Annotated in this window: 20 protein-coding genes; all 20 read right to left on the reverse strand. The window is 71.0% G+C overall.

Translation table 11 applies throughout. From position 1 onward, the window contains the following. Position 1 precedes the first annotated feature (1 nt). The 20 genes from P3T35_RS26725 to lysA all read right to left on the reverse strand — a co-directional run bounded on the left by P3T35_RS26725 (position 2) and on the right by lysA (position 22,206). Entirely contained in the window at positions 2-910 is a 909-nt protein-coding gene (locus tag P3T35_RS26725) for a F0F1 ATP synthase subunit gamma (RefSeq protein WP_101382226.1), read from the reverse strand. Between the two features lie 32 nt (positions 911-942). Beyond that, complete coding sequence (gene atpA / locus P3T35_RS26730) at positions 943-2,517, reverse strand: F0F1 ATP synthase subunit alpha (RefSeq protein ID WP_101382225.1); 1,575 nt, start codon at positions 2,515-2,517, stop codon at positions 943-945. A 162-nt stretch (positions 2,518-2,679) separates the two neighbouring features. Continuing rightward, positions 2,680-3,495, reverse strand: a complete 816-nt coding sequence (locus P3T35_RS26735; protein ID WP_101382224.1) for a F0F1 ATP synthase subunit delta — start codon at positions 3,493-3,495, stop codon at positions 2,680-2,682. Next, entirely contained in the window at positions 3,492-4,049 is a 558-nt protein-coding gene (locus tag P3T35_RS26740) for a F0F1 ATP synthase subunit B (RefSeq protein WP_101382223.1), read from the reverse strand. Before P3T35_RS26740 ends, P3T35_RS26735 begins: the two co-directional genes overlap by 4 nt. A gap of 35 nt (positions 4,050-4,084) precedes the next feature. Further along, positions 4,085-4,330 (reverse strand): ATP synthase F0 subunit C, encoded by a 246-nt coding sequence (atpE, locus tag P3T35_RS26745; RefSeq protein WP_101382222.1) that lies wholly within the window; start codon positions 4,328-4,330, stop codon positions 4,085-4,087. A gap of 82 nt (positions 4,331-4,412) precedes the next feature. Beyond that, positions 4,413-5,231 (reverse strand): F0F1 ATP synthase subunit A, encoded by an 819-nt coding sequence (gene atpB, locus P3T35_RS26750; RefSeq protein ID WP_101382221.1) that lies wholly within the window; start codon positions 5,229-5,231, stop codon positions 4,413-4,415. 285 nt (positions 5,232-5,516) lie between these two features. Further along, positions 5,517-5,954 (reverse strand): hypothetical protein, encoded by a 438-nt coding sequence (locus P3T35_RS26755; protein WP_101382220.1) that lies wholly within the window; start codon positions 5,952-5,954, stop codon positions 5,517-5,519. Positions 5,955-6,330: 376 nt separating this feature from the next. Further along, a complete protein-coding gene (locus P3T35_RS26760; RefSeq protein WP_101382219.1) occupies positions 6,331-7,653 on the reverse strand; it encodes an MraY family glycosyltransferase in 1,323 nt (440 codons plus the stop codon). A gap of 132 nt (positions 7,654-7,785) precedes the next feature. Next, positions 7,786-9,069, reverse strand: coding sequence for a serine hydroxymethyltransferase (locus tag P3T35_RS26765; RefSeq protein ID WP_101382218.1), 1,284 nt, complete (start codon positions 9,067-9,069; stop codon positions 7,786-7,788). Between the two features lie 38 nt (positions 9,070-9,107). Further along, positions 9,108-9,770, reverse strand: coding sequence for a protein-tyrosine-phosphatase (locus P3T35_RS26770; protein WP_101385263.1), 663 nt, complete (start codon positions 9,768-9,770; stop codon positions 9,108-9,110). 41 nt (positions 9,771-9,811) lie between these two features. Continuing rightward, positions 9,812-10,459: an L-threonylcarbamoyladenylate synthase gene (locus P3T35_RS26775; protein WP_101382217.1), complete on the reverse strand. Its 648-nt coding sequence runs from the start codon at positions 10,457-10,459 to the stop codon at positions 9,812-9,814. Between the two features lie 31 nt (positions 10,460-10,490). Beyond that, complete coding sequence (gene prmC, locus P3T35_RS26780) at positions 10,491-11,357, reverse strand: peptide chain release factor N(5)-glutamine methyltransferase (RefSeq protein ID WP_101382216.1); 867 nt, start codon at positions 11,355-11,357, stop codon at positions 10,491-10,493. A gap of 19 nt (positions 11,358-11,376) precedes the next feature. Further along, positions 11,377-12,453: a peptide chain release factor 1 gene (gene prfA, locus P3T35_RS26785; RefSeq protein ID WP_101382215.1), complete on the reverse strand. Its 1,077-nt coding sequence runs from the start codon at positions 12,451-12,453 to the stop codon at positions 11,377-11,379. Between the two features lie 123 nt (positions 12,454-12,576). Beyond that, complete coding sequence (gene rpmE / locus P3T35_RS26790; protein ID WP_101382214.1) at positions 12,577-12,798, reverse strand: 50S ribosomal protein L31; 222 nt, start codon at positions 12,796-12,798, stop codon at positions 12,577-12,579. Between the two features lie 182 nt (positions 12,799-12,980). Then, positions 12,981-14,141, reverse strand: a complete 1,161-nt coding sequence (locus tag P3T35_RS26795) for an LCP family protein (protein ID WP_101382213.1) — start codon at positions 14,139-14,141, stop codon at positions 12,981-12,983. A gap of 151 nt (positions 14,142-14,292) precedes the next feature. After that, the gene (rho, locus tag P3T35_RS26800) at positions 14,293-16,323 is read right to left on the reverse strand and encodes a transcription termination factor Rho (protein ID WP_101382212.1); all 2,031 of its coding nucleotides are present in this window, start codon (positions 16,321-16,323) and stop codon (positions 14,293-14,295) included. Positions 16,324-16,930: 607 nt separating this feature from the next. Next, a complete protein-coding gene (gene thrB / locus P3T35_RS26805) occupies positions 16,931-17,848 on the reverse strand; it encodes a homoserine kinase (RefSeq protein WP_101382211.1) in 918 nt (305 codons plus the stop codon). Between the two features lie 372 nt (positions 17,849-18,220). Then, positions 18,221-19,387 (reverse strand): threonine synthase, encoded by a 1,167-nt coding sequence (gene thrC, locus P3T35_RS26810; protein ID WP_101382210.1) that lies wholly within the window; start codon positions 19,385-19,387, stop codon positions 18,221-18,223. 2 nt (positions 19,388-19,389) lie between these two features. Next, positions 19,390-20,682: a homoserine dehydrogenase gene (locus P3T35_RS26815; RefSeq protein WP_101382209.1), complete on the reverse strand. Its 1,293-nt coding sequence runs from the start codon at positions 20,680-20,682 to the stop codon at positions 19,390-19,392. 129 nt (positions 20,683-20,811) lie between these two features. Continuing rightward, a complete protein-coding gene (gene lysA, locus P3T35_RS26820) occupies positions 20,812-22,206 on the reverse strand; it encodes a diaminopimelate decarboxylase (protein WP_101382208.1) in 1,395 nt (464 codons plus the stop codon). Between the last annotated feature and the right edge of the window lie 61 nt (positions 22,207-22,267).

The raw sequence follows: 22,267 nt of genomic DNA on the forward strand, positions 1-22,267 counted from the left end.
CTCATTCGCTCCCCGCGCTAGCGTCGGCCAGCGCGTTGGCGCCACCGACGATCTCGCTGATTTCCTGGGTGATCTCGGCCTGACGGGCCGAGTTGGCAAGCCGCGTCAGCGACTTGATGAGCTCGCCGGCGTTGTCCGTCGCGCTCTTCATCGCGCGACGGCGGGCGGCGTGCTCGGAAGCAGCCGACTGCAGCATCGCGTTGTAGATCCGGCTCTCGACGTACCGCGGCAGCAGTGCGTCCAGGACGCCCTCCGCCGACGGCTCGAAGTCGTACAGCGGGAAGATCTCCGCCTTGGCCGGCCGGTTGTCGCTCAGCTCGACCTCGTCCAGCTTGAGCGGCATCAGCCGGGCGTCCTGGGCGGTCTGCGTCAGCATCGACACGAACTTGGTCGACACCAGGTGCAGTTCGTCCACCTCGCCGGTCGTGAAGGCCTCGATCAGGAGACCCGCCACGTTCTTGGCGTCCGCGTAGGTGGGCTTGTCGGAGAAGCCCTCCCAGGAGCCGGCCACCTGCAGGTTGCGGAACCCGTAGTACTGCTTGCCCTTGCGACCCGCGATGTAGGTGACCACCTCCTTGCCCTCCGCCTTGAGGCGCTCGGTCAGCGCGAGCGCCTGCTTGATGGCGTTGGTGGAGTAGCCGCCGGCCAGACCACGGTCCGCCGTCACCAGCAGGACCGCGGCCCGCTTGGCATCCGGGTTCTCGTGGGTGAGCGGGTGCTTGGCGTTGGACCGGGTGGCCACCGCCGTCACCGCCCGGGTCAGCTCATCGGCGTACGGAGTGGAGGCGGCCACCGCGCGCTGCGCCTTGACGATGCGCGCCGCGGAGATCATCTCCATCGCCTTGGTGATCTTCTTCGTCGCGGTGACAGAGCGGATCCGGCGCTTGTAGACCCGAAGCTGTGCTCCCATGGGTCGTTACGTCCTTTCCCTCGCTACCGGACTCAGGCCTGCTCGCTGAGCAGCTTGCCGTCAGCCGTGGTGAAGCCCAGCTTGAAGGAGTTGATCGCCTCGGTCAGGGCGTCGATGGTGCCGTCCTCAAGCTTGGAGGTCTCGACGATCGCGGCCAGCAGGTTCTTGTGCGAGCCACGCAGGAAGTCGAGGAACTCGCGCTCGAAGCGGCGGATGTCGGCGACCGGGACGTCGTCCAGCTTGCCGGTGGTGCCGGCCCAGATCGAGACGACCTGCTCCTCCACCGGGAACGGCTGGTACTGGCCCTGCTTCAGCAGCTCGACCATGCGGGAACCGCGCTCCAGCTGGGCCTTGGAGGCCGAGTCCAGGTCGGAACCGAAGGCGGCGAACGCCTCCAGCTCGCGGTACTGGGCCAGGTCCAGGCGAAGGCGGCCGGCGACCGACTTCATCGCCTTGATCTGGGCGGAGCCACCGACGCGGGAGACCGAGATGCCGACGTTCACGGCCGGGCGGATGCCGGCGTTGAACAGGTCGGACTCCAGGAAGCACTGGCCGTCGGTGATGGAGATGACGTTGGTCGGGATGTACGCCGAAACGTCGTTGGCCTTGGTCTCGATGATCGGCAGACCGGTCATCGAGCCGGCGCCCATCTCGTCGGAGAGCTTGGCGCAGCGCTCCAGCAGGCGCGAGTGCAGGTAGAAGACGTCGCCCGGGTAGGCCTCGCGGCCCGGCGGACGGCGCAGCAGCAGGGAGACGGAGCGGTAGGCCTCGGCCTGCTTCGACAGGTCGTCGAAGACGATCAGGACGTGCTTGCCGGCGTACATCCAGTGCTGGCCGATGGCCGAACCGGTGTACGGGGCAAGGTACTTGAAGCCAGCCGGGTCAGAGGCAGGAGCCGCCACGATGGTGGTGTACTCCAGCGCGCCGGCCTCCTCCAGGGCGCCGCGCACGGACGCGATGGTGGAGCCCTTCTGGCCGACCGCGACGTAGATGCAGCGGACCTGCTTCTTCGGGTCGCCGGAGGCCCAGTTGTCCTTCTGGTTGATGATCGTGTCGATCGCCACCGCGGTCTTGCCGGTCTGGCGGTCGCCGATGATCAGCTGGCGCTGGCCGCGGCCGATCGGGGTCATCGCGTCGATGGCCTTGATGCCGGTCTGCATCGGCTCGTGCACCGACTTGCGGACCATGACGCCGGGGGCCTGCAGCTCCAGGGCGCGGCGGCCCTCGGAGGCGATCTCGCCCAGACCGTCGATCGGGTTGCCCAGCGGGTCCACCACGCGGCCGAGGTAGCCGTCGCCGACCGGAACCGAGAGGATCTCGCCGGTGCGGCGGACCGTCTGGCCCTCTTCGATGCCGCCGAACTCACCGAGGACGACGACACCGATCTCGCGGTCCTCGAGGTTCAGCGCGAGGCCGAGGGTGCCGTCCTCGAACTTCAGCAGTTCGTTGGCCATGACCGAGGGCAGGCCCTCGACATGGGCGATGCCGTCCATCGCGTCAGTGACCGTGCCGACCTCTTCACGCGAGGCGGCGTCCGGCTGGTACGACTGGACAAAGTCGGCCAGCGCGTCCCGGATCTCCTCCGGCCGGATCGTAAGCTCCGCCATCAGGCTTCCCTGCTCTCCTAGGTTGCGTCCTCGGCCCGCCCAAGGAGGGCCGCAAGTATTCGATCCTCGGCCGGTGCTGTTGGACCGGCCGTACGTATGTGCCGGCTGCCCCGTGGGTGGGACCGGCGCCCGACCGAGGGTCGGATGTGCTGTGCGGGTGGCTCAGCCTTCGAGGGCCTGACGAGCGCCCTCGAGGCGGCTCGACACGGTGCCCTCGATGATCTCGTCACCGATCTGCACCCGGACACCGCCGACGACCTCGGGGTCGACGTCGATGTTCAGGAGCACCGCCCGGCCGTACAGCTTGGCCAGCGCGCCGGAGAGGCGCTGCTTCTGGCCGTCGCTGAGCGGCACCGCGGTGGTGACCAGGGCCACCACACGGTCGCGGCGGTCGGCGGCGAGCTTGGCGTAGGACTCCAGGCCCTGTTCCAGGCTACGGCCACGCGGGGTGGTGACCAGCGAGGTGACCAGGCGGACGGTGCCCGGCAGGGCGCGGCCGCCGAGCAGCTTCCGGACCAGCTCCGCCTTGGCGGCGGTGCCGGCCTTCGGCTCGGTCAGACCGGCGCGCAGCTCGTGCGAGCCGCTGACGATCCGTCCGAACCGGAAGAGCTCGTCCTCCATGTCGTCGAGCTTGCCGGCCTTGTCGGCGGCGACCACCTCGGCGTAGGCGGACAGCTGCTCGGTGGCGTCGACCAGGTCGCGCCCACCCGACCAGCGGGACCGGACCAGGCCGGAGACCAGGTCGACGGTCTCACCGGAGACCTGGCCGGACAGCAGCGAGGTGACCAGCGACGCCTTGTCCTGACCGGACCGCGAGGGGTCGGTCAGCACGCGGCGGAGCGAGACCTCGCGGTCGAGCAGCGTGGTGACGGCGCTGAGCTCCTCGGCCAGCTTGCCCGCGTCCACCGAGGTGTTGTCGGTCAGGCTGTCGAGGTTCTCGCGACCGGCACTCAGGGCCTCGCGGCTGGCGCCGATCACTTGGCAACCGCCGCGTTGGCAGCGGCCTTGGCCTCCAGCTCGTCCAGGAAGCGGTCGATGACACCGCTCTGCCGCGCGTGGTCCTCCAGGGACTCACCCACGATCCGGGAGGCCAGCTGCGAAGCGAGCGAACCCACGTCCTGGCGCAGGGCGGCGGTCGCCTGCTTCTTGTCGGCCTCGATCTGGGCGTGGCCGGCCGCGATGATGGCCTCGCGCTGGCGCTGGCCCTCCTCGCGCATCTCGGTGATCAGGGCAGCGCCCTGCTCACGGGACTGCTCGACGATTCGAGCGGCCTCGTGACGCGCCTCAGCGAGATCGGCGCGGTACTGCTCAAGGAGGGCCTGAGCCTCAGCCTGCGCGGCGTCGGCGCGCTCAATGCCGCCCTCGATCATGTCCCGGCGCTCCGCCAGCGTCTTCTCGATGCTGGGGAGGAGCTTCTTGCCGAGCAGACCGAAGACCACGAAGAAGCAGATCAGGCCGATGATGAGCTCAGGCGCCTTGGGGATCAGAGGGTTGAAGTCCTCCGCGGCCAAGTGCATCGCGACGAGCGACATATCTGGACCTTCCGTCTGATGGGTCTACGGCGGGCTTACTTGGGGCCCTGGCCGTAAACGAACGGCATGACGATGCCGATCAGGGCGAGGGCCTCGGTCAGCGCGAAGCCGATGAACATGTTGGAGCGGATCAGGTTGGTGGCCTCGGGCTGGCGAGCCATGGCCTGCACACCGTTGCCGAAGATCAGACCGACGCCGATGCCGGGGCCGATGGCGGCGAGGCCGTAGCCGAGGGAAGCGACGGAGCCGTAGACACCGGTGGCGGCGAGGAGAGCGGACATCTCAGCTAGTCCTTTTCGGGGTAGAGATACCGGTGGTGGTTGGCCACCGGGGGTTCAGGGGCGCAGCCGGGGCTGCGCAGGATCAGTGCGCCTCTTCCAGCGCACCGGCGATGTAGCTGCTGGCCAGGGTCACGAAGATGTAAGCCTGCAGGAACTGCACCAGGAGCTCGAAGCCGGTGAGGGCGAGCGTCACCACGAAGGAGGTGGTGCCGTACAGCGCGCCGATGGTCGGGCTCAGCAGGTACCAGGTCGCGACGGAGAACACCACGATCAGCAGGTGGCCGGCGAACATGTTGGCGAAGGCACGGACCGCGAGCGTGAAGGGCCGGACGAAGATGTTCGAGAAGAACTCGATCGGCACCAGGATGACCATGACCCAGCCGGGAACACCGGACGGCCAGCAGAGGTTCTTCAGACCGCCGACGAAGCCGTGCTTCTTGAAGGTCAGCGACATGTAGGTGATCCAGCACACCAGCGCCAGACCGGCCGGCCAGCCGATGACCGCGGTCACCGGGAACTGCGCCACCGGGATCACGGACATGACGTTCATGATCCAGACGAAGAAGAACAGCGAGACCATCATCGGGACGTACTTCTCGCCCTTTTTGCCGATGTTCTCGTAGACGATCGCGCGCTTGACGAAGTCGTAACCGATCTCGCCGACCAGCTGCATCTTGCCCGGCAGCACCTTGGGCTTGGCGAAGGCGACCCAGAAGAAGACGATGATCAGCAGGGCGCAGATGAACGACAGCAGCATCGGCTTGTTGAAGCCGAAGCCGGCGACCGTGAAGATCGGGTGGAACTGGAACTCGTTCAGGCCCGGCGCCGGGAAGCCGCAGCCGGAGAACAGGTGGCAGCCCCCGGAGGCAAGCTGCACGGCGAGCTGGTCAGCACTCACCACGGACTCCTTCGTCGTGACGCATGGTTACGGCAACCTCGGTGTGTCGGCGCGGCACGAGGCCACGGAGCGGCACTGAAACTAGATGGGTTTCTCCTGGACGACCCGGCGCACCGGCGCTTCGTGTCGGCGCGGGATCTGTCAAGACTGCGTGAGCTCGGGGGGCGATCCGTCCGTTGGGCGGAGGGACCAGGCCGCGTCCCGTACTCGATTGTTGCGACGGACGATAGCAGCCTGTCAGGACCGCATAAACACCGCCCCCCTCGCCAGGGGGACAGCCAGGGCGACTCACTGTTGACGCCCTGGCTTCGACTGTTCGTCAGGCTTGTCGTCGTCGGTCTGCACGTAGAACTGCTTGGTCTTGAGGTGGGCGCGCACCTGCATGCCGCACCACACGAAGACGCAGCCGAGCAGGGTGAAGCCGAAGACCTTGGTGTCGAAGAGGGTGGTGTCCTTGAACACCGCCAGCACGATGCCCACCAGCAGGATCTGCGTCGTGTACACCAGCAGCGCCACAGCCATCATCAGCTGCGGGTTGTTCCTGGTCAGGCGGTCGAGGGCGAACTGGCCCGCGCCGAAGAAGACCATGACCAGCACCGCCGCGAAGCCGGCGCCGATGGCGCCCTTGCCCCCTGCCACCGCAGCGGAGATCGCAGTGGCGAGAATGCCGGCGACCGCAGTGGGGATTGCGGCGCCGCGGATGGTCCGGGCGTCGTGGGACGGCATGTCGGCTACTCCGGCGGCATGTCGAGGACAGGGAGGCTCAGGAAAGCAGGGGTTGCGCACTGGTGCGGGGACACCGGACCGAGCGAGTCGGCCGCGATACCGGCCGACGAGCGGGCCGGGATCGACCAAACAAACCCACTGCGGGACGGAGGTCCTGCACCACTGGGTCTTTCGGCGCTCTCTCGGTACTCGTGAACGGTATCACAAACTATTTGATGAGAGCTTTACCATGAACGTGTGGTGCCTGTCACACCAGCGGGCTACTCGTGCCGCCGAACGGGTGAGGCAAACAGAGTAAGGGAGTTGACGTCCCCTCAGACCCATTCGGCTCACTCCCACCGGGTGCACTGGCACTCCGTCAGCTCCGTCGGCCCCGTCAGCTCTGCCGGCGGTCGCCGACGGCGTGCGCGCCGGTGCCCAGGCTCCCGAGCAGCTCCTGATCACGGGCCGACAGCTCGGCCATCGCGCCCTGCTCGGCTTGCACCGGTGCCTCCGAGCCGGCCGCGGCCTCGGTCCCGGTGGCGGCCTTGCCGCCCCGGCGGTAGCGCGGCGGCACGAACGCCTGCACCGCGCTCGGCGCCTTGGGCCGGAACCACGGCAGCAGCAGCACCACCAGGCCGACCAGGCAGAGCCCGGCGCAGGCCAGCACCACGGCCCGCCCGGTGTTGGTGACCGAGATCCCCACCGTGCCGAAGGCGATCAGCGCCGCCCAGAAGTACATGATCAGCACGGCCCGGCTGTGCGAGTGGCCGATCTCCAGCAGCCGGTGGTGCAGGTGCTTCTTGTCGGCGGCGAACGGCGAGCGGCCCGCCCAGCTGCGGCGCACCACGGCCAGCACCAGGTCGGCCAGCGGCAGCGCGATCACCGCCAGCGGCAGCAGCAGCGGGATGTAGGTCGGCACCAGGATGTGGGTGGCGGCGGTCTGCGAACCGGCCTGCGCGGTGATCAGGTCGGGGTCGACGCGGCCGGTCACCGAGACCGCGGAGACCGCCAGCATCAGGCCCAGCATCATCGAGCCGGAGTCGCCCATGAAGATCCGGGCCGGGTGCAGGTTGTGCGGCAGGAAGCCCAGGCACATGCCGATCAGCAGCGCGCTGAACAGCACCGAGGGCGCCGCCTCGCTGATCTGGTAGACGTACCAGAGGCGGTAGGAGTACAGGAAGAACGCGATCCCGGCGATGCAGACCATGCCGCCGGCCAGCCCGTCCAGGCCGTCGATGAAGTTGACCGCGTTGACCATCACCACGACCAGCGCGACCGTGATGACCATGCCCAGGGTCGGGCTGAGCGCGACCGGGCCGACGCCGGGCACCGGGATCGAGATCACCGTGATGCCCTGGTAGACCATCACACCGGCGGCGATCATCTGCCCGCCGAGCTTCACCAGCGCGTCCACGCCCCACTTGTCGTCGAGCACGCCGAGCACCCACATGATGCCGACCCCGGAGAGCAGCGCCCGGATGTCCGAGGAGTCGCTGAACACCTTGCCGAGGCCGTGCAGCTGGGAGGCGACCAGCAGGCCCGCGCAGAGCCCGCCGAACATCGCGATGCCGCCGAGCCGCGGGGTCGGCTCCCGGTGCACGTCACGGGCCCGGACCGCCGGCATCGCCCCGGCCATGATGGCGAACTTCCGCACCGGGCCGGTCAGCAGGTAGGTGACGGCCGCGGTGCAGAACAGCACCAGCAGATACTCACGCACCGCCGTCCTCCTTCCGTGCGCACGACCGGGTGCGTACGGGAGCTGCTCCCGCACGGGCAAGGGGTTCGAGGTGCGTCGCCACGGCACCCACCTTATTGAGTCGGACGAGCGCGGTGTGCACCGCGGTTCGCTCTAGCGCCCGGCTTTCCCCGGGAATGCGCGGGCCAGCTCCCGCACCCGGGCCGCCACCGGGTCCGGCTCGGCACCCGCGATCAGGCCCCCGACCAGCGCACCCGCCTCGGCGAGCTCGGCCGGACCCATGCCGAGCGCGGCGCAGCAGCCGGTGCCCAGCCGGATCCCGGAAGTCTCGACGGCCGGTGCCGGATCGAACGGCACCGCGCACTTGCCGAGCATCAGGCCGACGGCCGCGCAGCGCCGCTCGGCCTGGGCACCGGTCATGCCGAGCGCACCGATGTCGGCCACCACCAGGTGGGTGTCGGTGCCGCCGGTCAGCGGCCGGGCCCCGGTCTCGGCCAGGGCGCCGGCCAGGGCGCGTGCGCCGTCCACCGCACGCCGGATGTACGCGCCGAACTCCGGAGTGGCCGCCTGCGCGAACGCGACCGCCTTGGCCGCCACCTCGTTCATCGCGGCCCCGCCCTGGCTGAACGGGAAGACCGCCCGGTCGATCCGCTCGCCCAGCTCCCCGGTGCAGAGCAGCAGCCCGCCGCGCGGCCCGCGCAGCAGCTTGTGGGTGGCGGCCACCACCACATCGGCGTACGGCACCGGGGACGGCGCGGCGCCGGCCGCGATCAGCCCGGTGGTCTGGGCGGCGGCGGCGATCAGGTAGGCGTCCACCTCGTCGGCGATCTCCCGGAAGGCCGCCCAGTCCGGGTGCCGCGGGTAGGAGATCCCGCCGGCCACGATCGCCTTCGGCCGGTGCGCCTTGGCCAGCTCGCGCACCTGGTCCAGGTCGATCCGGCCGTCCTCCTCGCGGACCCCGTAGCCGATGAAGTCGAACCAGCGACCGGAGAAGTTGGCCCGGGAGCCGCAGGAGAGGTGCCCGCCGTGCTCCAGCGACATCGCCAGCACCGCGTCACCCGGCCGCAGCAGCGCCGCACAGGTCGCCAGCATCGCCGAAGTCCCGGACCGGGCTTGGACGTTGGCGTGCTCGGCGGCGAACAGGGTGCGGGCCCGGGAGACGGCGAGCAGCTCGGTGGCGTCGGCCACGGCGCAGCCGGTGTGGTGGCGGTGGCCCGGGTAGCCCTCGGCGTACTTGTCGACCAGCGGTCCGGCCAGGGCGGCCAGCACCGCCTCGGTCGCGAGGTTCTCCCCCGCCAGCAGCTGCAGCCCGCCGGCTCGCCGCTCGGCCTCGGCCGCCAGCAGGTCGGCCACTTCGGGATCGGCGGTGCGCAGGGCCTCAGCGGGCTCCCAGTGACGGTGCTCGACGAAACCGTGCGCGGCATCGGTGAGGGTCATGGCGGCGCTCCGGAGCTACTCGGCTGGTGGAGCCCAGCCTAGGACCGTGCGCCGTGGCTGTCCTGGGGGCGCGGACCGGGTACGCCCGTCAGGGCGGTCAGTACCGGGTCGAGCGCGTCGAATATCTCCTCGCCGCAGTGCCGGAACATGCCGATCGGCGCGCCGTAGGGGTCGTCCACCTCGTCCGTGACCGGGTCCGCGGACGGCCGCCAGCCGCGCAGTGCGGCCGCCGCCCGGACCAGCGCCCGGGCCCGCTCGGTCACCTCGGCGCCCTGGCCGACGGCCGGCAGGGTGGCCGCGTCTATCAGCTGCACCAGCCGGGTGAACTCCTTGAGCGTGAAGGTGCGCAGGCCCGCGGCGTGGCCCATGGAGATCACCTGGGCCCGGTGGTCCAGGGTGGCGGTCAGCACCAGGTCGGCCTCGACCACGTGCTCGTCCAGCAGCTCGCGGCCGGCGAAGTTGCCGCTGTCCACGCCGTACTCGTCGAGCACGGTGGCGGCGTGCGCCTCCATCGGCGCGCCCTCGTGGCCCCAGGTGCCGGCGCTCTCCACGACGATCCGGCCGGCCGCCCGCCAGTCCAGGCGGGTGTCCAGCTCATGGCGGGTCAGCCGCTCGGCGATCGGCGAGCGGCAGATGTTGCCGGTGCAGACGAAGAGGATCTTGAAGTTGTCCGCGGTGCGCGGCGGCAGGGCGCGGCGCACCGCCGGGCGGGCGTGCGCCGGGCCGGGGTGGAGCGAGGCCGTCAACTGCCGGCCTCCAGGTCGGGGACGACCTCCCTCAGCTGCTCCAGGCTGACCGCACCGGCCCGCAGCAGCACCGGGGTCTTCCCGGTGACGTCGACGATCGAGGAGGCCTGCCCGTGCTCGGTCCTGCCGCCGTCCAGGTAGACCGCCACCGAGTCGCCCAGCTGGTACTCGGCGTCCTCGCAGTCGGCGGGGGCCGGCTGGCCGGACTTGTTGGCGCTGGAGACGGCCAGCGGGCCGGTGGTGTTGAGCAGCTCGATGGCGACCGGGTGCAGCGGCATCCGGACCGCGACGGTGCCGCGGGTCTCGCCCAGGTCCCAGCGCAGCGACGGCTGGTGGCGGGCCACCAGGGTCAGGCCGCCCGGCCAGAACGCGTCGACCAGCTCCCAGGCCTTCTCGGAGAAGTCGGTGACCAGGCCGTGCAGCGTGGTCGGGGAGCCGATCAGCACCGGGGAGGGCATGTGGCGGCCGCGGCCCTTGGCGGCGAACAGGCCGGCCACCGCGTCGGCGTTGAAGGCGTCCGCGGCGATCCCGTAGACCGTGTCGGTCGGCATGACGACCACTTCGCCGCGGCGGATCGCCGAGGCGGCCTCACGCAGACCGGTGGCGCGGTCGCCGGCGTCGGCGCAGTCGTAACGGCGGCTCATCGGAGCACTCTCCTCTTCGAATTACAGCGACTTACAGCGACGTCTTGCGAGCGGTGGTGAACCTTGGGCGGCCATTGAGATCCCGGTGGTCGGCCGTGTCCGTCCAGCCGCCCTCCTCATTGAAGATCCACGGCACCTGCCCGCCCTGGGTGTCGGCGTGCTCGATCACCACCGCGCCGCCGGGCCGCAGCAGCCGGGCCGCCACCCGCTCGATGCCGCGGATGGTGTCCAGGCCGTCCTCGCCGGAGAAGAGCGACATCTGCGGGTCGTGGTCCCGGGCCTCCGGCGCCACGTACTCCCACTCGGTGAGCGGGATGTACGGCGGGTTGCTGATCACCAGGTCGAACCGGCCGTTCCAGGACGGATCGTCGGCGAAGGCCTTGGTGGCGTCCCCGGCGTGCAGGGTGACCCGGTCCCGGTCGCCGCTGGCCGCGATGTTGCGCCGGGTGTACTGCATCGCGCCCTCGTCCATCTCGAAGGCGTGCACGATGGAGCGCGGCAGCTCCTGGGCCAGGGCGAGCGCGATGGCGCCGGAGCCCGTGCACAGGTCGACCACCAGCGGCTCGGCCACGTCCATCTCGCGGACGGCCTCTATGGCCCACTCCACCACGCTCTCGGTCTCCGGCCGGGGCACGAAGACCCCGGGGCCGACCTCCAGCTCCAGGTAGCGGAAGAACGCCCGCCCGGTGATGTGCTGCAGCGGCTCGCGCGCCTCCCGGCGCGACACCGCCTCCCAGTACCGGGCGTCGAAGTCGGCGTCCTGCACGGTGTGCAGCTGGCTGCGCTTGACGTGGTGGATGTGCGCCGCCAGCTCCTCCGCGTCGAAGCGCGGCGACGGCACTCCGGCCGCGGCCAACCGCTGGGTGGCCTGGGCCACCTCGGCGAGCAGCAGGTTCATCCGACCCGACCCCTCAGTCTCAGTTCTCCTGGGCGGCGGCCAGCTTGGCCGCCGCGTCGGCGTCGACCGCCGACTGGATCAGCGCGCCCAGATCGCCGTCCAGCACCTGGTCCAGGTTGTACGCCTTGAAGCCGGTGCGATGGTCGGAGATGCGGTTCTCCGGGAAGTTGTAGGTCCGGATCCGCTCCGAGCGGTCGACCGTGCGGACCTGGCTCCGCCGGGCGTCCGAGGCCTCCTGCTCGGCCGCCTCCTGCGCCGCGGCCAGCAGCCGGGACCGCAGGATGCGCATCGCCTGCTCCTTGTTCTGCAGCTGGCTCTTCTCGTTCTGGCAGGACGCCACGATACCGGTCGGCAGGTGGGTGATCCGGACCGCCGAGTCGGTGGTGTTGACCGACTGGCCGCCCGGGCCGGACGAACGGTAGACGTCGATCCGCAGGTCGTTGTTGTTGATCTCGACCTCGACCTCCTCGGCCTCCGGGGTGACCAGCACGCCCGCCGCCGAGGTGTGGATGCGGCCCTGCGACTCGGTCGCGGGCACCCGCTGCACCCGGTGCACGCCGCCCTCGTACTTCAGTCGGGCCCAGACGCCCTGGCCGGGCTCGGAAGTGCCCTTGGTCTTCACGGCCACCGAGACGTCCTTGTAGCCGCCGAGGTCGGACTCGTTGGAGTCGATGAGCTCGGTCTTCCAGCCCACCCGCTCGGCGAACCGCAGGTACATCCGCAGCAGGTCGCCGGCGAACAGCGCGGACTCCTCGCCGCCCTCGCCCGCCTTGATCTCCAGGATCACGTCCTTGTCGTCGCTGGGGTCGCGCGGCACCAGCAGCAGCCGCAGCTCCTCGGTCAGCTCGGCCTGGCGCTTCTCGGCGGCCTTGGCCTCGGCCAGGAAGCCGGGGTCCTCGGCGGCGAACTCGCGGGCCGCCTCGATGTCCTCGCCGGCCTGCCTCCAGGCGCGGTAGGTGCGGGTGATCGGGGTGAGCTCGGCGTAGCGCTTGGACAGCTTGCGCGCGTTGGCCTGGTCCGCGTGGACGGACGGGTCGGCAAGCCGCTCTTCGAGGGCGGCGTGCTCGACGAGGAGCTCTTCGACTGCCTCGAACATGGGGGGCCTACTTTCCCGGGAGAACGTGGATGACTGAGGAGGACGGACGGGCAGACGCGAACGGCGCCGGTCCCCGACGCCCCCGTGGATACGGGGACGCCGGAGACCGGCGCCGCGTGAGCGCTAGGCCTTCGCGCTGTGCTGCTTGCCGAAGCGGGCCTCGAAGCGGGCCACGCGGCCACCGGTGTCGAGGATCTTCTGCTTGCCGGTGTAGAAGGGGTGGCACTGCGAGCACACCTCGGCGCGGATCACGCCGGAGGGCTCGGTGGAGCGAGTGGTGAACTCGGCGCCACAGGTGCAGGTCACGTTGGTGACCACATACGTGGGGTGAACGTCGCGCTTCAAGGGGATCTCCTAGGTTTCGGGAGGGTACCGGGTCGGCGGCAGGGAAGCCGCACGTGAACCGGGACCGACGGACCAGTGTGCCAGCACCGGCCGCTTCTTCCCAAACCGGCCGGGTACTCCAGAAATTCCGCGGGCCCCGATCAAGAGCCGCGGCCAGGAGCCACGGCGCCCGAACCCGGCTGCTAGCGGCTCCTGGTGGCGCCGGGCGCCGGGCTGGGAGCCGCACTCGGGCCCGCCGAGGCGGTCGGATCGGCCGGGTTGGCCGGGTTTGCCGGCTGGCTGCTGACGACCTGGGCCGGGGCCGGCCGATCGGCCCGCAGTGCGGCCCAGAGCTGGTCGGCGTCGGGCGCCTTGGCCACCACCCGGTTGAGGTCGGTGGGCGCGGGTACCACCGGCAGCGTGACCATGGTCAGCTGGTCGGTCCCTATCGCCTTCAGCTCCTCCCCCAGCCCGGTCAGCGCCGAGACCGAGGCCAGCGCGGAGTCGGTGGTGATCGACTTGGTCAGGGTGTCGCCGACCGAGTACAGCTTGACCGGGTTGCCGAACAGCCCGATCGACGAGACCTGCTTGACGATCGACTTCACCATCTGCTTCTGCAGCTCAATCCGGCCCAGGTCGCTGCCGTCGCCGACGCCGTGCCGGGTGCGCACGAAGGCCAGCGCCTGGGTGCCGTTGAGATGGTTGGTGCCGGCCGGCAGGTTCAGTCCGCTCTCCTTGTCGTGGATGTTGACCGTGGTGGTGACGGTGGCACCGCCGATCGCGTCGATGAAGCTCGCGAAGCCGCTGAAGTCGATCTCCACGAAGTGGTTCATCCGCATTCCGGTCAGCTGCTCGGTGGTCTTCACCGCGCAGGCCGCCCCGCCCGTCTCGAACGCGCTGTTGTACATCACGCTCTTCGTGGCCGGCACCGTGCTGCCGTTCTTGGCGGTGCAGGCCGGCCGGGAGACCAGGGTGTCGCGCGGGATGGAGACCACGGTGGCGCTCTTGTGGTCCTGGGCGACGTGCACCACCATCGCGGTGTCGGAGCGGGCGGTGCCGTCGGTGTTGCCGCCGGCCAGCGAACTGTTGGAGCCGGCCCGCGAGTCGGAGCCGAGCACCAGCACGTTGAACGAGCCGTCGCTGGGCGCGCTGGGGCGGTTGGTGCCCAGCTGGGCGTCGATGTCGACGCTCTTGATGTTGCCGTTCAGCTTCCAGTACGCGTAGCCCGCCGCGCCGCCGCCGACCAGCACCAGACCGGCCGCCGTGAACGCACCGGCCCGCAGCAGCTTGGACCTGCGGCTGCGCACCTTGCGGTGCCGGCGCGCGGGCCGGGAGTTCTCGTTCTGCTGCTGCGATTCGGACATCTTTTGAGCATATGCGAGCGTATGTCCGGTTCGCGTAACAGCCGTGCGGCGCACCGGAACACCGAGGGCCGCCCGGCCTGTCGCCCCTCGGAGATCCTTGGGTCAACAGGCCGGGCGGCCCTGGTGTCACACACCGTCAGACGACGGTCCGTCAGTCGCCGGAACCCGGAGTGGTCTTGGCGATCTGCATCAGGAACTCGGCGTTCGACTTGGTCTGCTTCATCTTGTCCAGCAGCAGCTCGATCGCCTGCTGGGAGTCGAGCGCGTGCAGCACCCGGCGCAGCTTCCAGGTGATCGCCAGCTCCTCGCTGCCGAGCAGGATCTCCTCCTTGCGGGTGCTGGACGCGTCCACGTCCACCGCCGGGAAGATCCGCTTGTCGGCGAGCTTGCGGTCCAGGCGCAGCTCCATGTTGCCGGTGCCCTTGAACTCCTCGAAGACCACCTCGTCGGCCCGGGAGCCGGTCTCCACCAGGGCGGTGGCGAGGATGGTCAGCGAGCCGCCGTTCTCGATGTTGCGGGCGGCACCGAAGAACTTCTTCGGCGGGTAGAGCGCGGTCGAGTCGACACCACCGGACAGGATGCGGCCGGAGGCCGGGGCCGCCAGGTTGTAGGCACGGCCCAGGCGGGTGATCGAGTCGAGCAGGATCACCACGTCGTGGCCCAGCTCCACCAGGCGCTTGGCGCGCTCGATGGCGAGCTCGGCAACGGTGGTGTGGTCCTCGGCCGGGCGGTCGAAGGTCGAGGAGATGACCTCGCCCTTGACCGACCGCTGCATGTCGGTGACCTCTTCCGGACGCTCGTCGACCAGGACGACCATCAGGTGGCACTCGGGATTGTTGCGGGTGATCGCGTTGGCGATCGCCTGCATGATCATCGTCTTACCGGTCTTCGGCGGGGCGACGATCAGACCGCGCTGGCCCTTGCCGATCGGCGACACCATGTCGATGATGCGGGTGGTCAGCACGCCCGGGTCGGTCTCCAGGCGCAGCCGCTCCTGCGGGTAGAGCGGGGTGAGCTTGCCGAACTCGGGGCGGTTGCGGCCGCTCTCCGGGTCCATGCCGTTCACCGAGTCCAGCCGCACCATGGCGTTGAACTTCTCGCGGCGCTCGCCGTCCCGCGGCTGGCGCACCGCACCGGTGATCGCGTCACCCTTGCGCAGGCCGTTCTTGCGGACCTGGGCGAGCGAGACGTAGACGTCGTTGGAGCCCGGCAGGTAGCCGGAGGTCCGGACGAAGGCGTAGTTGTCCAGGATGTCCAGGATGCCCGCGACCGGGATCAGCACGTCGTCGTCGCCGACCTGCGGCTCGGCCACGCCCTCGAAGCCCTCGCGGCGGCCGCCCCGGCGGTTGCGGTCGCGGTAGCGGCCACGGCGGCCACGGCGGCCGTCGCCGAACTCGTCGTCGTCGAAGCCGCCCTGCTGGGCGGCGGCGGCGGGCTGGGCGGCCGGCTGCTGCTGGGCCGGCGGGGCGCCCTGCTCGCCGCGGCGGTCGGCCCGCTCCCGGCGGTTGCGGCGCTCGCGGCGGGACTCGCGGCCATCGCCGTCGCCCTCGCCGCCCTCGGTGCGGTCGCCGCGGTCGGCCCGGTCGCGCCGGTCCCGGCGCTCCCGACGGCCGTCGCGCTGCTCGTCGCGGCCCTCGCGGGTCTCGGTCTTCGCCTCGGCCTTGGCCTCGGCGGCCGGCTCGGCGGTCTCCACAGCGGTGGCGGTCGCGGCCTCGACGGCGGTCGGCGCACCGGCGGCGGCGGTGGCACGGCGGCGGCCGCGCTCACGGGCCGGGGCGGCGGCCTCGGGGGCGGCCTGGCCCGGGATGTCAATCTGGGTGGGGGCCTCGGCCGGCTCGGTGGCGGCAGCGGCGGCGGCCCGGGTCCGACGGGCCGGCTTCTCGGCTGCCGGGGCGGTCTCCTTGGCAGCGGCGCGGGCGGGCGCCGGCGCGGCCGGAGCGGAGGCGAGCAGCGGGTCGCCGCCGCTCTTCTCCTTGATCGCCTCGATCAGCTGGCTCTTGCGCATCCGCCCGGTGCCGCTGATGCCGAGCGTCGAGGCGAGCTTCTGCAGCTCGGCCAGGACCAGACCGTCAAGGCCTGCGGCAGCGGTACGGCGGCGCTTGGCCGGCGCCGCGGGGGCGGCGGGCGCGTCCGTCGCGTCGGCGTCCGGGCGCGCGCCCATCAGATCGGTGGTGTCGCTCACTAAGGGTCCTTCCCTGGAGCGGACGTCGGCCTGTCTGGCTCGGCGACCGGTTGTGCTGTCTGACCTGCGCTCTGCGGTGCGCAGGTCCGATGCGGTGGGTCCCGCCACCGCTAGGTGCAAGGTGGCGGAAGAGGTGCGAGGTGCGGTGCACGGGGCACCGTGGTGCAAAAGGGCACGGTGGGCGATCTCATGCCGACCGCGCTGCCTGCGAAACCCGGGCCCCCGTCGCGTGACGTTCTCCCGCGCTCCCGCCCGGCTGGTCCGTGACCAGTTGCGGCGGGTGGGGTTCAGGATTCGACACGGCTTCGGGATGCGGCCGCAATCGCGCAGGCAGGCTGCGTACGCGCTGTGGCGGGCTCCCGGAGAATCGTGGTCCCCGACAACGCCTCGGGCCCGTGGAGTCGGGTCCTGGGGAGGGGGACGCGGCGCACCGGGCCCCGCGGGGCGCCTGATGCAGACATGAGGTTAACACTACCGACCCCCTCACACATTCCCCAGCCTTGAGCTTGCCAATCGTGTCCGTCCCTCCCGCCCGGTCGCGCGTTGGGCGCACGGCCGTGCGGAAGCCGACCGTGCTCACCACACGGTCGAATCCGGTCGGGAACGGTCACCCGTCCAACGGTCGAATGCCCGCTCCGTCACGGTCCAGCCGCAGTCGGTGCGCGGCGAACCGCTCACCGGCGAACTGCAGCAGCTTTTCGGCGCCGGCCTCGTCGGTCAGCGCGAGCACGGTCGGACCGGCTCCGGAGATCACCGCCGGCACGCCCTCCGCGCGCAACGCGCCCACCAGGGCGGCACTGTCGGGCATCGCGGCGGCCCGGTAGTCCTGGTGCAGCCGGTCCTCGGTGGCGGCCAGCAGCAGCTCGGGGCGCCGGGTGAGCGCCTCCACGAGCAGCGCCGAACGGCCCGCGTTGACCGCGGCGTCGGCCAGCGGGACGGTCTTCGGGAGCAGATCGCGGGCCGTCTTGGTGAGCACCTCGGTGGCCGGGATGAAGACCACCGGGACCACACCCTCGTGCGGGTCCAGCCGGACCGCCTTGGCCGAGTCCTCATCGGTCCAGGCGATGGTGAAACCGCCGGTCAGGCAGGCCGCGACATTGTCCGGGTGGCCCTCCAGCTCGGAGGCCAGAGCCAGCACCGCGGTGTCGTCAAGGGCCGCCGGGCCGCCGATGGTGACCGCACGGGCGGCGATGACGCCGGCGCAGATCGCGGCCGACGAGGAGCCCAGGCCACGGCCGTGGGGTATCCGGTTGGCGCAGACCACTTCGAGGCCGCGGGGCTGCCCGCCGAGCCGGTCGAAGGCGGCCCGCATCGAGCGGACCAGCAGGTGGTCCTCGTTCCTGGGCAGCGTGTCGGCGCCCTCGCCGGCGATGTCCACCGACAGGCCCGAGTCGGCGACCCGGACCACGACGTCGTCGTAGAGGCCCAGCGCGAGTCCGAAGGCGTCGAACCCGGGGCCCAGGTTGGCGCTGGTAGCGGGGACCCGCACCCGGACGGCGGCGGCACGGAACGCGGGACCGGCCATGCGGTGGACTCTCCTGGAGAACTGGGGCAGGCCCGTCATCGGGGGCCGGCGGTGCTGTGATTCGAAACTGGGGCGATGGGGGGTGTCAGGGCACTGCGAGCGGGTCAGTCACTGAACAGCTCTCGGCATGTGCCACACCGCCAAGGCTCAGCGTATCGAAGAGAGGTTCCACAGCGGTACACCCCGTTCCCCTTCGATCTGCCGTGTTGCAGGTTATGGCCGGAATTCATGCCGATTCAGCACCGGTTGGAACAGCACAGCGCACATGCCAGGAACAACGAAAGCGACACCGAGGCGTTACCCCGGATCGGCGGGGTAACACCTCGGTGTGACGATCCCTCAGGCTCCGTTCGGTTCGGCCGGGCCCTGGGTTCAGTCCAGCAGGCCCAGGTGCTGCGCGGCGGCAGCGGCGGAGACCGGGACGACCTGCGGCTGCGGGGCACCGGCCACGGCCCAGTCCGGATCCTTCAGACCGTTGCCGGTGACGGTGCAGACGATCCGCTGGCCCGGGTCGACCAGGCCGGCCTCCGCCTTGGCCAGCAGTCCGGCCACACCGGCGGCCGAGGCGGGCTCCACGAAGACGCCCTCCCGGGAGGCCAACATCCGGTAGGCGGCCAGGATCTGACGGTCCGTCACCTTGTCGATCAGGCCGCCGGACTCGTCCCGGGCGGCCTCCGCGAAGGCCCAGGAGGCCGGGTTGCCGATCCGGATCGCGGTGGCGATGGTCTGCGGCTTGAGCACCGGGGCGCCGTCCACGATCGGGGCCGAGCCGGCGGCCTGGAAGCCCCACATCCGCGGGGTGCGGGTGGCGAGCCCGGGGAGGGTGCGACGCGGTGGGGGTCCCCCCGGCCGAAGGCTGGGGGAGTCTCCGTCAAGGGTGGCGGCGGGCGACGGGTGGGCGTACTCGCGGTAGCCCTTCCAGTAGGCGGTGATGTTGCCCGCGTTGCCGACCGGCAGCACATGGATGTCGGGGGCGTCCCCGAGCATGTCCACGATCTCGAAGGCGGCGGTCTTCTGACCCTCGATCCGCACCGGGTTGACCGAGTTCACCAGCGCGACCGGGTAGTTCTCGGACAGCTCGCGCGCCAGGGTGAGGCAGTCGTCGAAGTTCCCGTCCACCTGGAGGATCCGCGAGCCGTGCACCAGCGCCTGGCCCATCTTGCCGAGCGCGATCTTGCCCTGCGGCACCAGCACCGCGCAGACCAGGCCGGCCCGCACCGCGTAGGCGGCGGCCGAGGCCGAGGTGTTGCCGGTGGAGGCGCAGATCACCGCCTGGGCGCCGGCCTCCTTGGCCTTGGAGATCGCCATCGTCATGCCCCGGTCCTTGAAGGAGCCGGTCGGGTTGGCGCCCTCGACCTTGAGATAGACGTCACAGCCGGTGCGCTCGGAGAGCACCTGGGCGGGGACCAGCGGCGTGCCGCCCTCCAACAGGGTGACCACGGGAGTGGCCTCGGAGACCGGCAGGCGGTCGCGGTACTCCTCGATCAGGCCCCGCCACTGGTGGGTGTGCCCGCCGACGCGGTCGATCACGGCGTTCATGCTCATTCCCCTTCAACCCGCATGATGCTGGCCACATCCCGCACGCTGTCCAGCGCGCGGATCTTGTCCACGGTCGCCGACAGCGCGGCGTCGGTGGCCCGGTGGGTGACCACGACGAGCGAGGCGTCGCCGTCGCGGCCCTGCTGGCGCACGGTGTCGATGGAGACCCCGTGCTCGGCGAAGACCGAGGCCACCTGCGCCAGCACGCCGGCCCGGTCGTCCACGTCCAGGCTGACGTGGTAGCGGGTGACGACCTCGTCCATCGGCTTGGCCGGCAGCTGGGTGTAGACCGAGTCGCCCGGCCCGGTGCTGCCGTTCAGCTTGTTGCGGCAGACCGCGACCAGGTCGCCGAGCACCGCCGAGGCGGTCGGCGCGCCGCCCGCGCCCGGCCCGTAGAACATCAGCCGGCCAGCCGCCTCGGCCTCCACGAAGACCGCGTTGTAGGCCTCCCGGACGCTGGCCAGCGGGTGGCTGAGCGGGATCATCGCCGGGTGCACCCGGGCGGTGACCGACTCGCCGTCGGCGGCGCGCTCGCAGATCGCCAGCAGCTTGACCACGCAGCCCATCTGCTTGGCGCTGGCGATGTCGGCGGCGGTCACCTCGGTCAGGCCCTCGCGGTAGACGTCGGCGGCGGTGACCTTGGTGTGGAAGGCGATGCCGGCCAGGATCGCGGCCTTGGCGGCGGCGTCGAAGCCCTCCACGTCGGCGGTCGGGTCGGCCTCGGCGTAGCCCAGCGCGGTGGCCTCCTCCAGCGCCTCCGAGTAGCCGGCGCCGGTGGAGTCCATCTTGTCCAGGATGAAGTTGGTGGTGCCGTTGACGATGCCCAGCACCCGGTTCACCCGGTCGCCGGCCAGCGACTCGCGCAGCGGGCGGATCAGCGGGATGGCGCCGGCCACCGCGGCCTCGTAGTACAGGTCCACGCCGGCCTCGGCGGCCGCCTGGTGCAGCTCGGCGCCGTCCTTGGCGAGCAGCGCCTTGTTGGCGCTGACCACCGAGGCGCCCTGTTTGAAGGCGGCGAGGATCAGGCCCTTGGACGGCTCGATGCCGCCGACCACCTCGATCACCACATCGATGTCGCCGCGGTTGACCAGCGCCTCGGCGTCGGTGGTGATCAGGTGCCCGGGCACTCCCGGGCGGGGCCGGCCGGCCCGGCGGACCGCGATGCCGGCGAGCTCGACCGGCGCGCCGATGCGCGCGGCGAGGTCGGCGGCGTCCGTCGTCATGATGCGCGCCACCTCGGAGCCCACCACACCACAGCCCAGCAACGCCACCTTCAGCGGCCGCGTACGCATCATCCGACTCCGCTCATTCCGTTCGGGTATTCCGGGCCTGGGATCCGGCGTTCGGATCCGGCCTTGGGGTCAAGTCTCGGGGACGATCGGTAAAGATCTATCGCCGTTTCAGGATCTGAGACAGGATTTTCGTTATCCGATATCCAGTCGCAGCAGATCCTCTTCCGTCTCGCGCCGCACGATCACCCGGGCCGTGCCGTCGGAAACGGCCACCACGGGGGGGCGGAGCGCGTGGTTGTAGTTGCTCGCCATCGAGCGGCAGTAGGCGCCGGTGGCCGGCACCGCGATCAGGTCGCCGGGAGCCAGGTCGGCCGGCAGATAGGCGTCCTTCACCACGATGTCGCCGGACTCGCAGTGCTTGCCGACCACCCGCACCAGCATCGGCCCGGCCGTGCTGGTCCGGGAGACCAGGGCCACCGAATAGGCGGCGTCGTAGAGCGCGGTGCGGATGTTGTCGGACATTCCGCCGTCCACGCTGATGTAACTGCGCAGCCCGGCCAGCGGCTTGACCGTGCCCACCCGGTAGAGCGTGCAGGTGGTCGGGCCGGCGATGGCCCGGCCCGGCTCCACGCTGAGCCGGGGAACCGCCAGATCGGCCGCGGCGCACTCGCGGCGGACGATCTCGGTGAGCGAGGCGGCGATCTCGGCGGGCTCGCTCGGGTCGTCCTCGTCGGTGTAGGCGATGCCCAGGCCGCCGCCCAGGTCGATCTCCGGCAGCTCCACGCCGTGCTCGTCGCGGATCCCGGCGAGCAGGCCGACCACCCGGCGGGCCGCCACCTCGAAGCCGGCGGTGTCGAAGATCTGCGAGCCGATGTGCGAGTGCAGGCCGCGCAGCTCCAGGGCGTCGTGCTCGGCCAGGGTGCGCCGGACCGCCTCGGCGGCCGCGCCGTCGGCCAGCGAAAGACCGAACTTCTGGTCCTCGTGGGCCGTCGCGATGAACTCGTGGGTGTGCGCCTCGACGCCGACCGTGATCCGGATCAGCACCGGCTGGCGCACCCCGTGGGCCCGGGCGACGGCAGCCAGCCGGTCGATCTCCTGGAACGAGTCCAGCACGATGTGGCCCACCCCGGCCTTCACCGCCAGCTCCAGTTCCTCGGGCGACTTGTTGTTGCCGTGCAGCGCCAGGCGCCCCGCAGGCATCCCGGCGGCCAGCGCCACCGCGAGCTCCCCGGCGCTGCACACGTCGAGGTTGAGCCCCTCCTCGTGCAGCCAGCGGACCACCGCCTTGCAGAGGAAGGCCTTGCCCGCGTAGTAGACGTCCGCCCCGGGGCCGAAGGCGTCCCGCCAGGCCCGGGCCCTGGCCCGGAAGTCGGCCTCGTCCAGCAGGTACGCCGGGGTGCCGAACTCCTCGGCCAGCTCGGTCACCGGGATCCCGCCCACGGTGGCGGCGCCGGCGGCGCCGCGGCTGACGGTGTGGGACCAGATCTTCGGGTCCAGCGTGTTCAAGTCGCCGGGCGGGGCCGGGTGGTGGCCCTCCGACAGCACGTCTGCGTAGCGCGGACCGGCGGGGTGCGCGGAGCGGCTCATGGTGCTTCTCCTTGTGCTCTGCTGGCTCTACTAGCGGACAGGGGCGGTGACGGTTCCCGAT

The organism is Kitasatospora sp. GP30 (genome assembly GCF_029892145.1).
Lineage (GTDB): Bacteria > Actinomycetota > Actinomycetes > Streptomycetales > Streptomycetaceae > Kitasatospora > Kitasatospora acidiphila.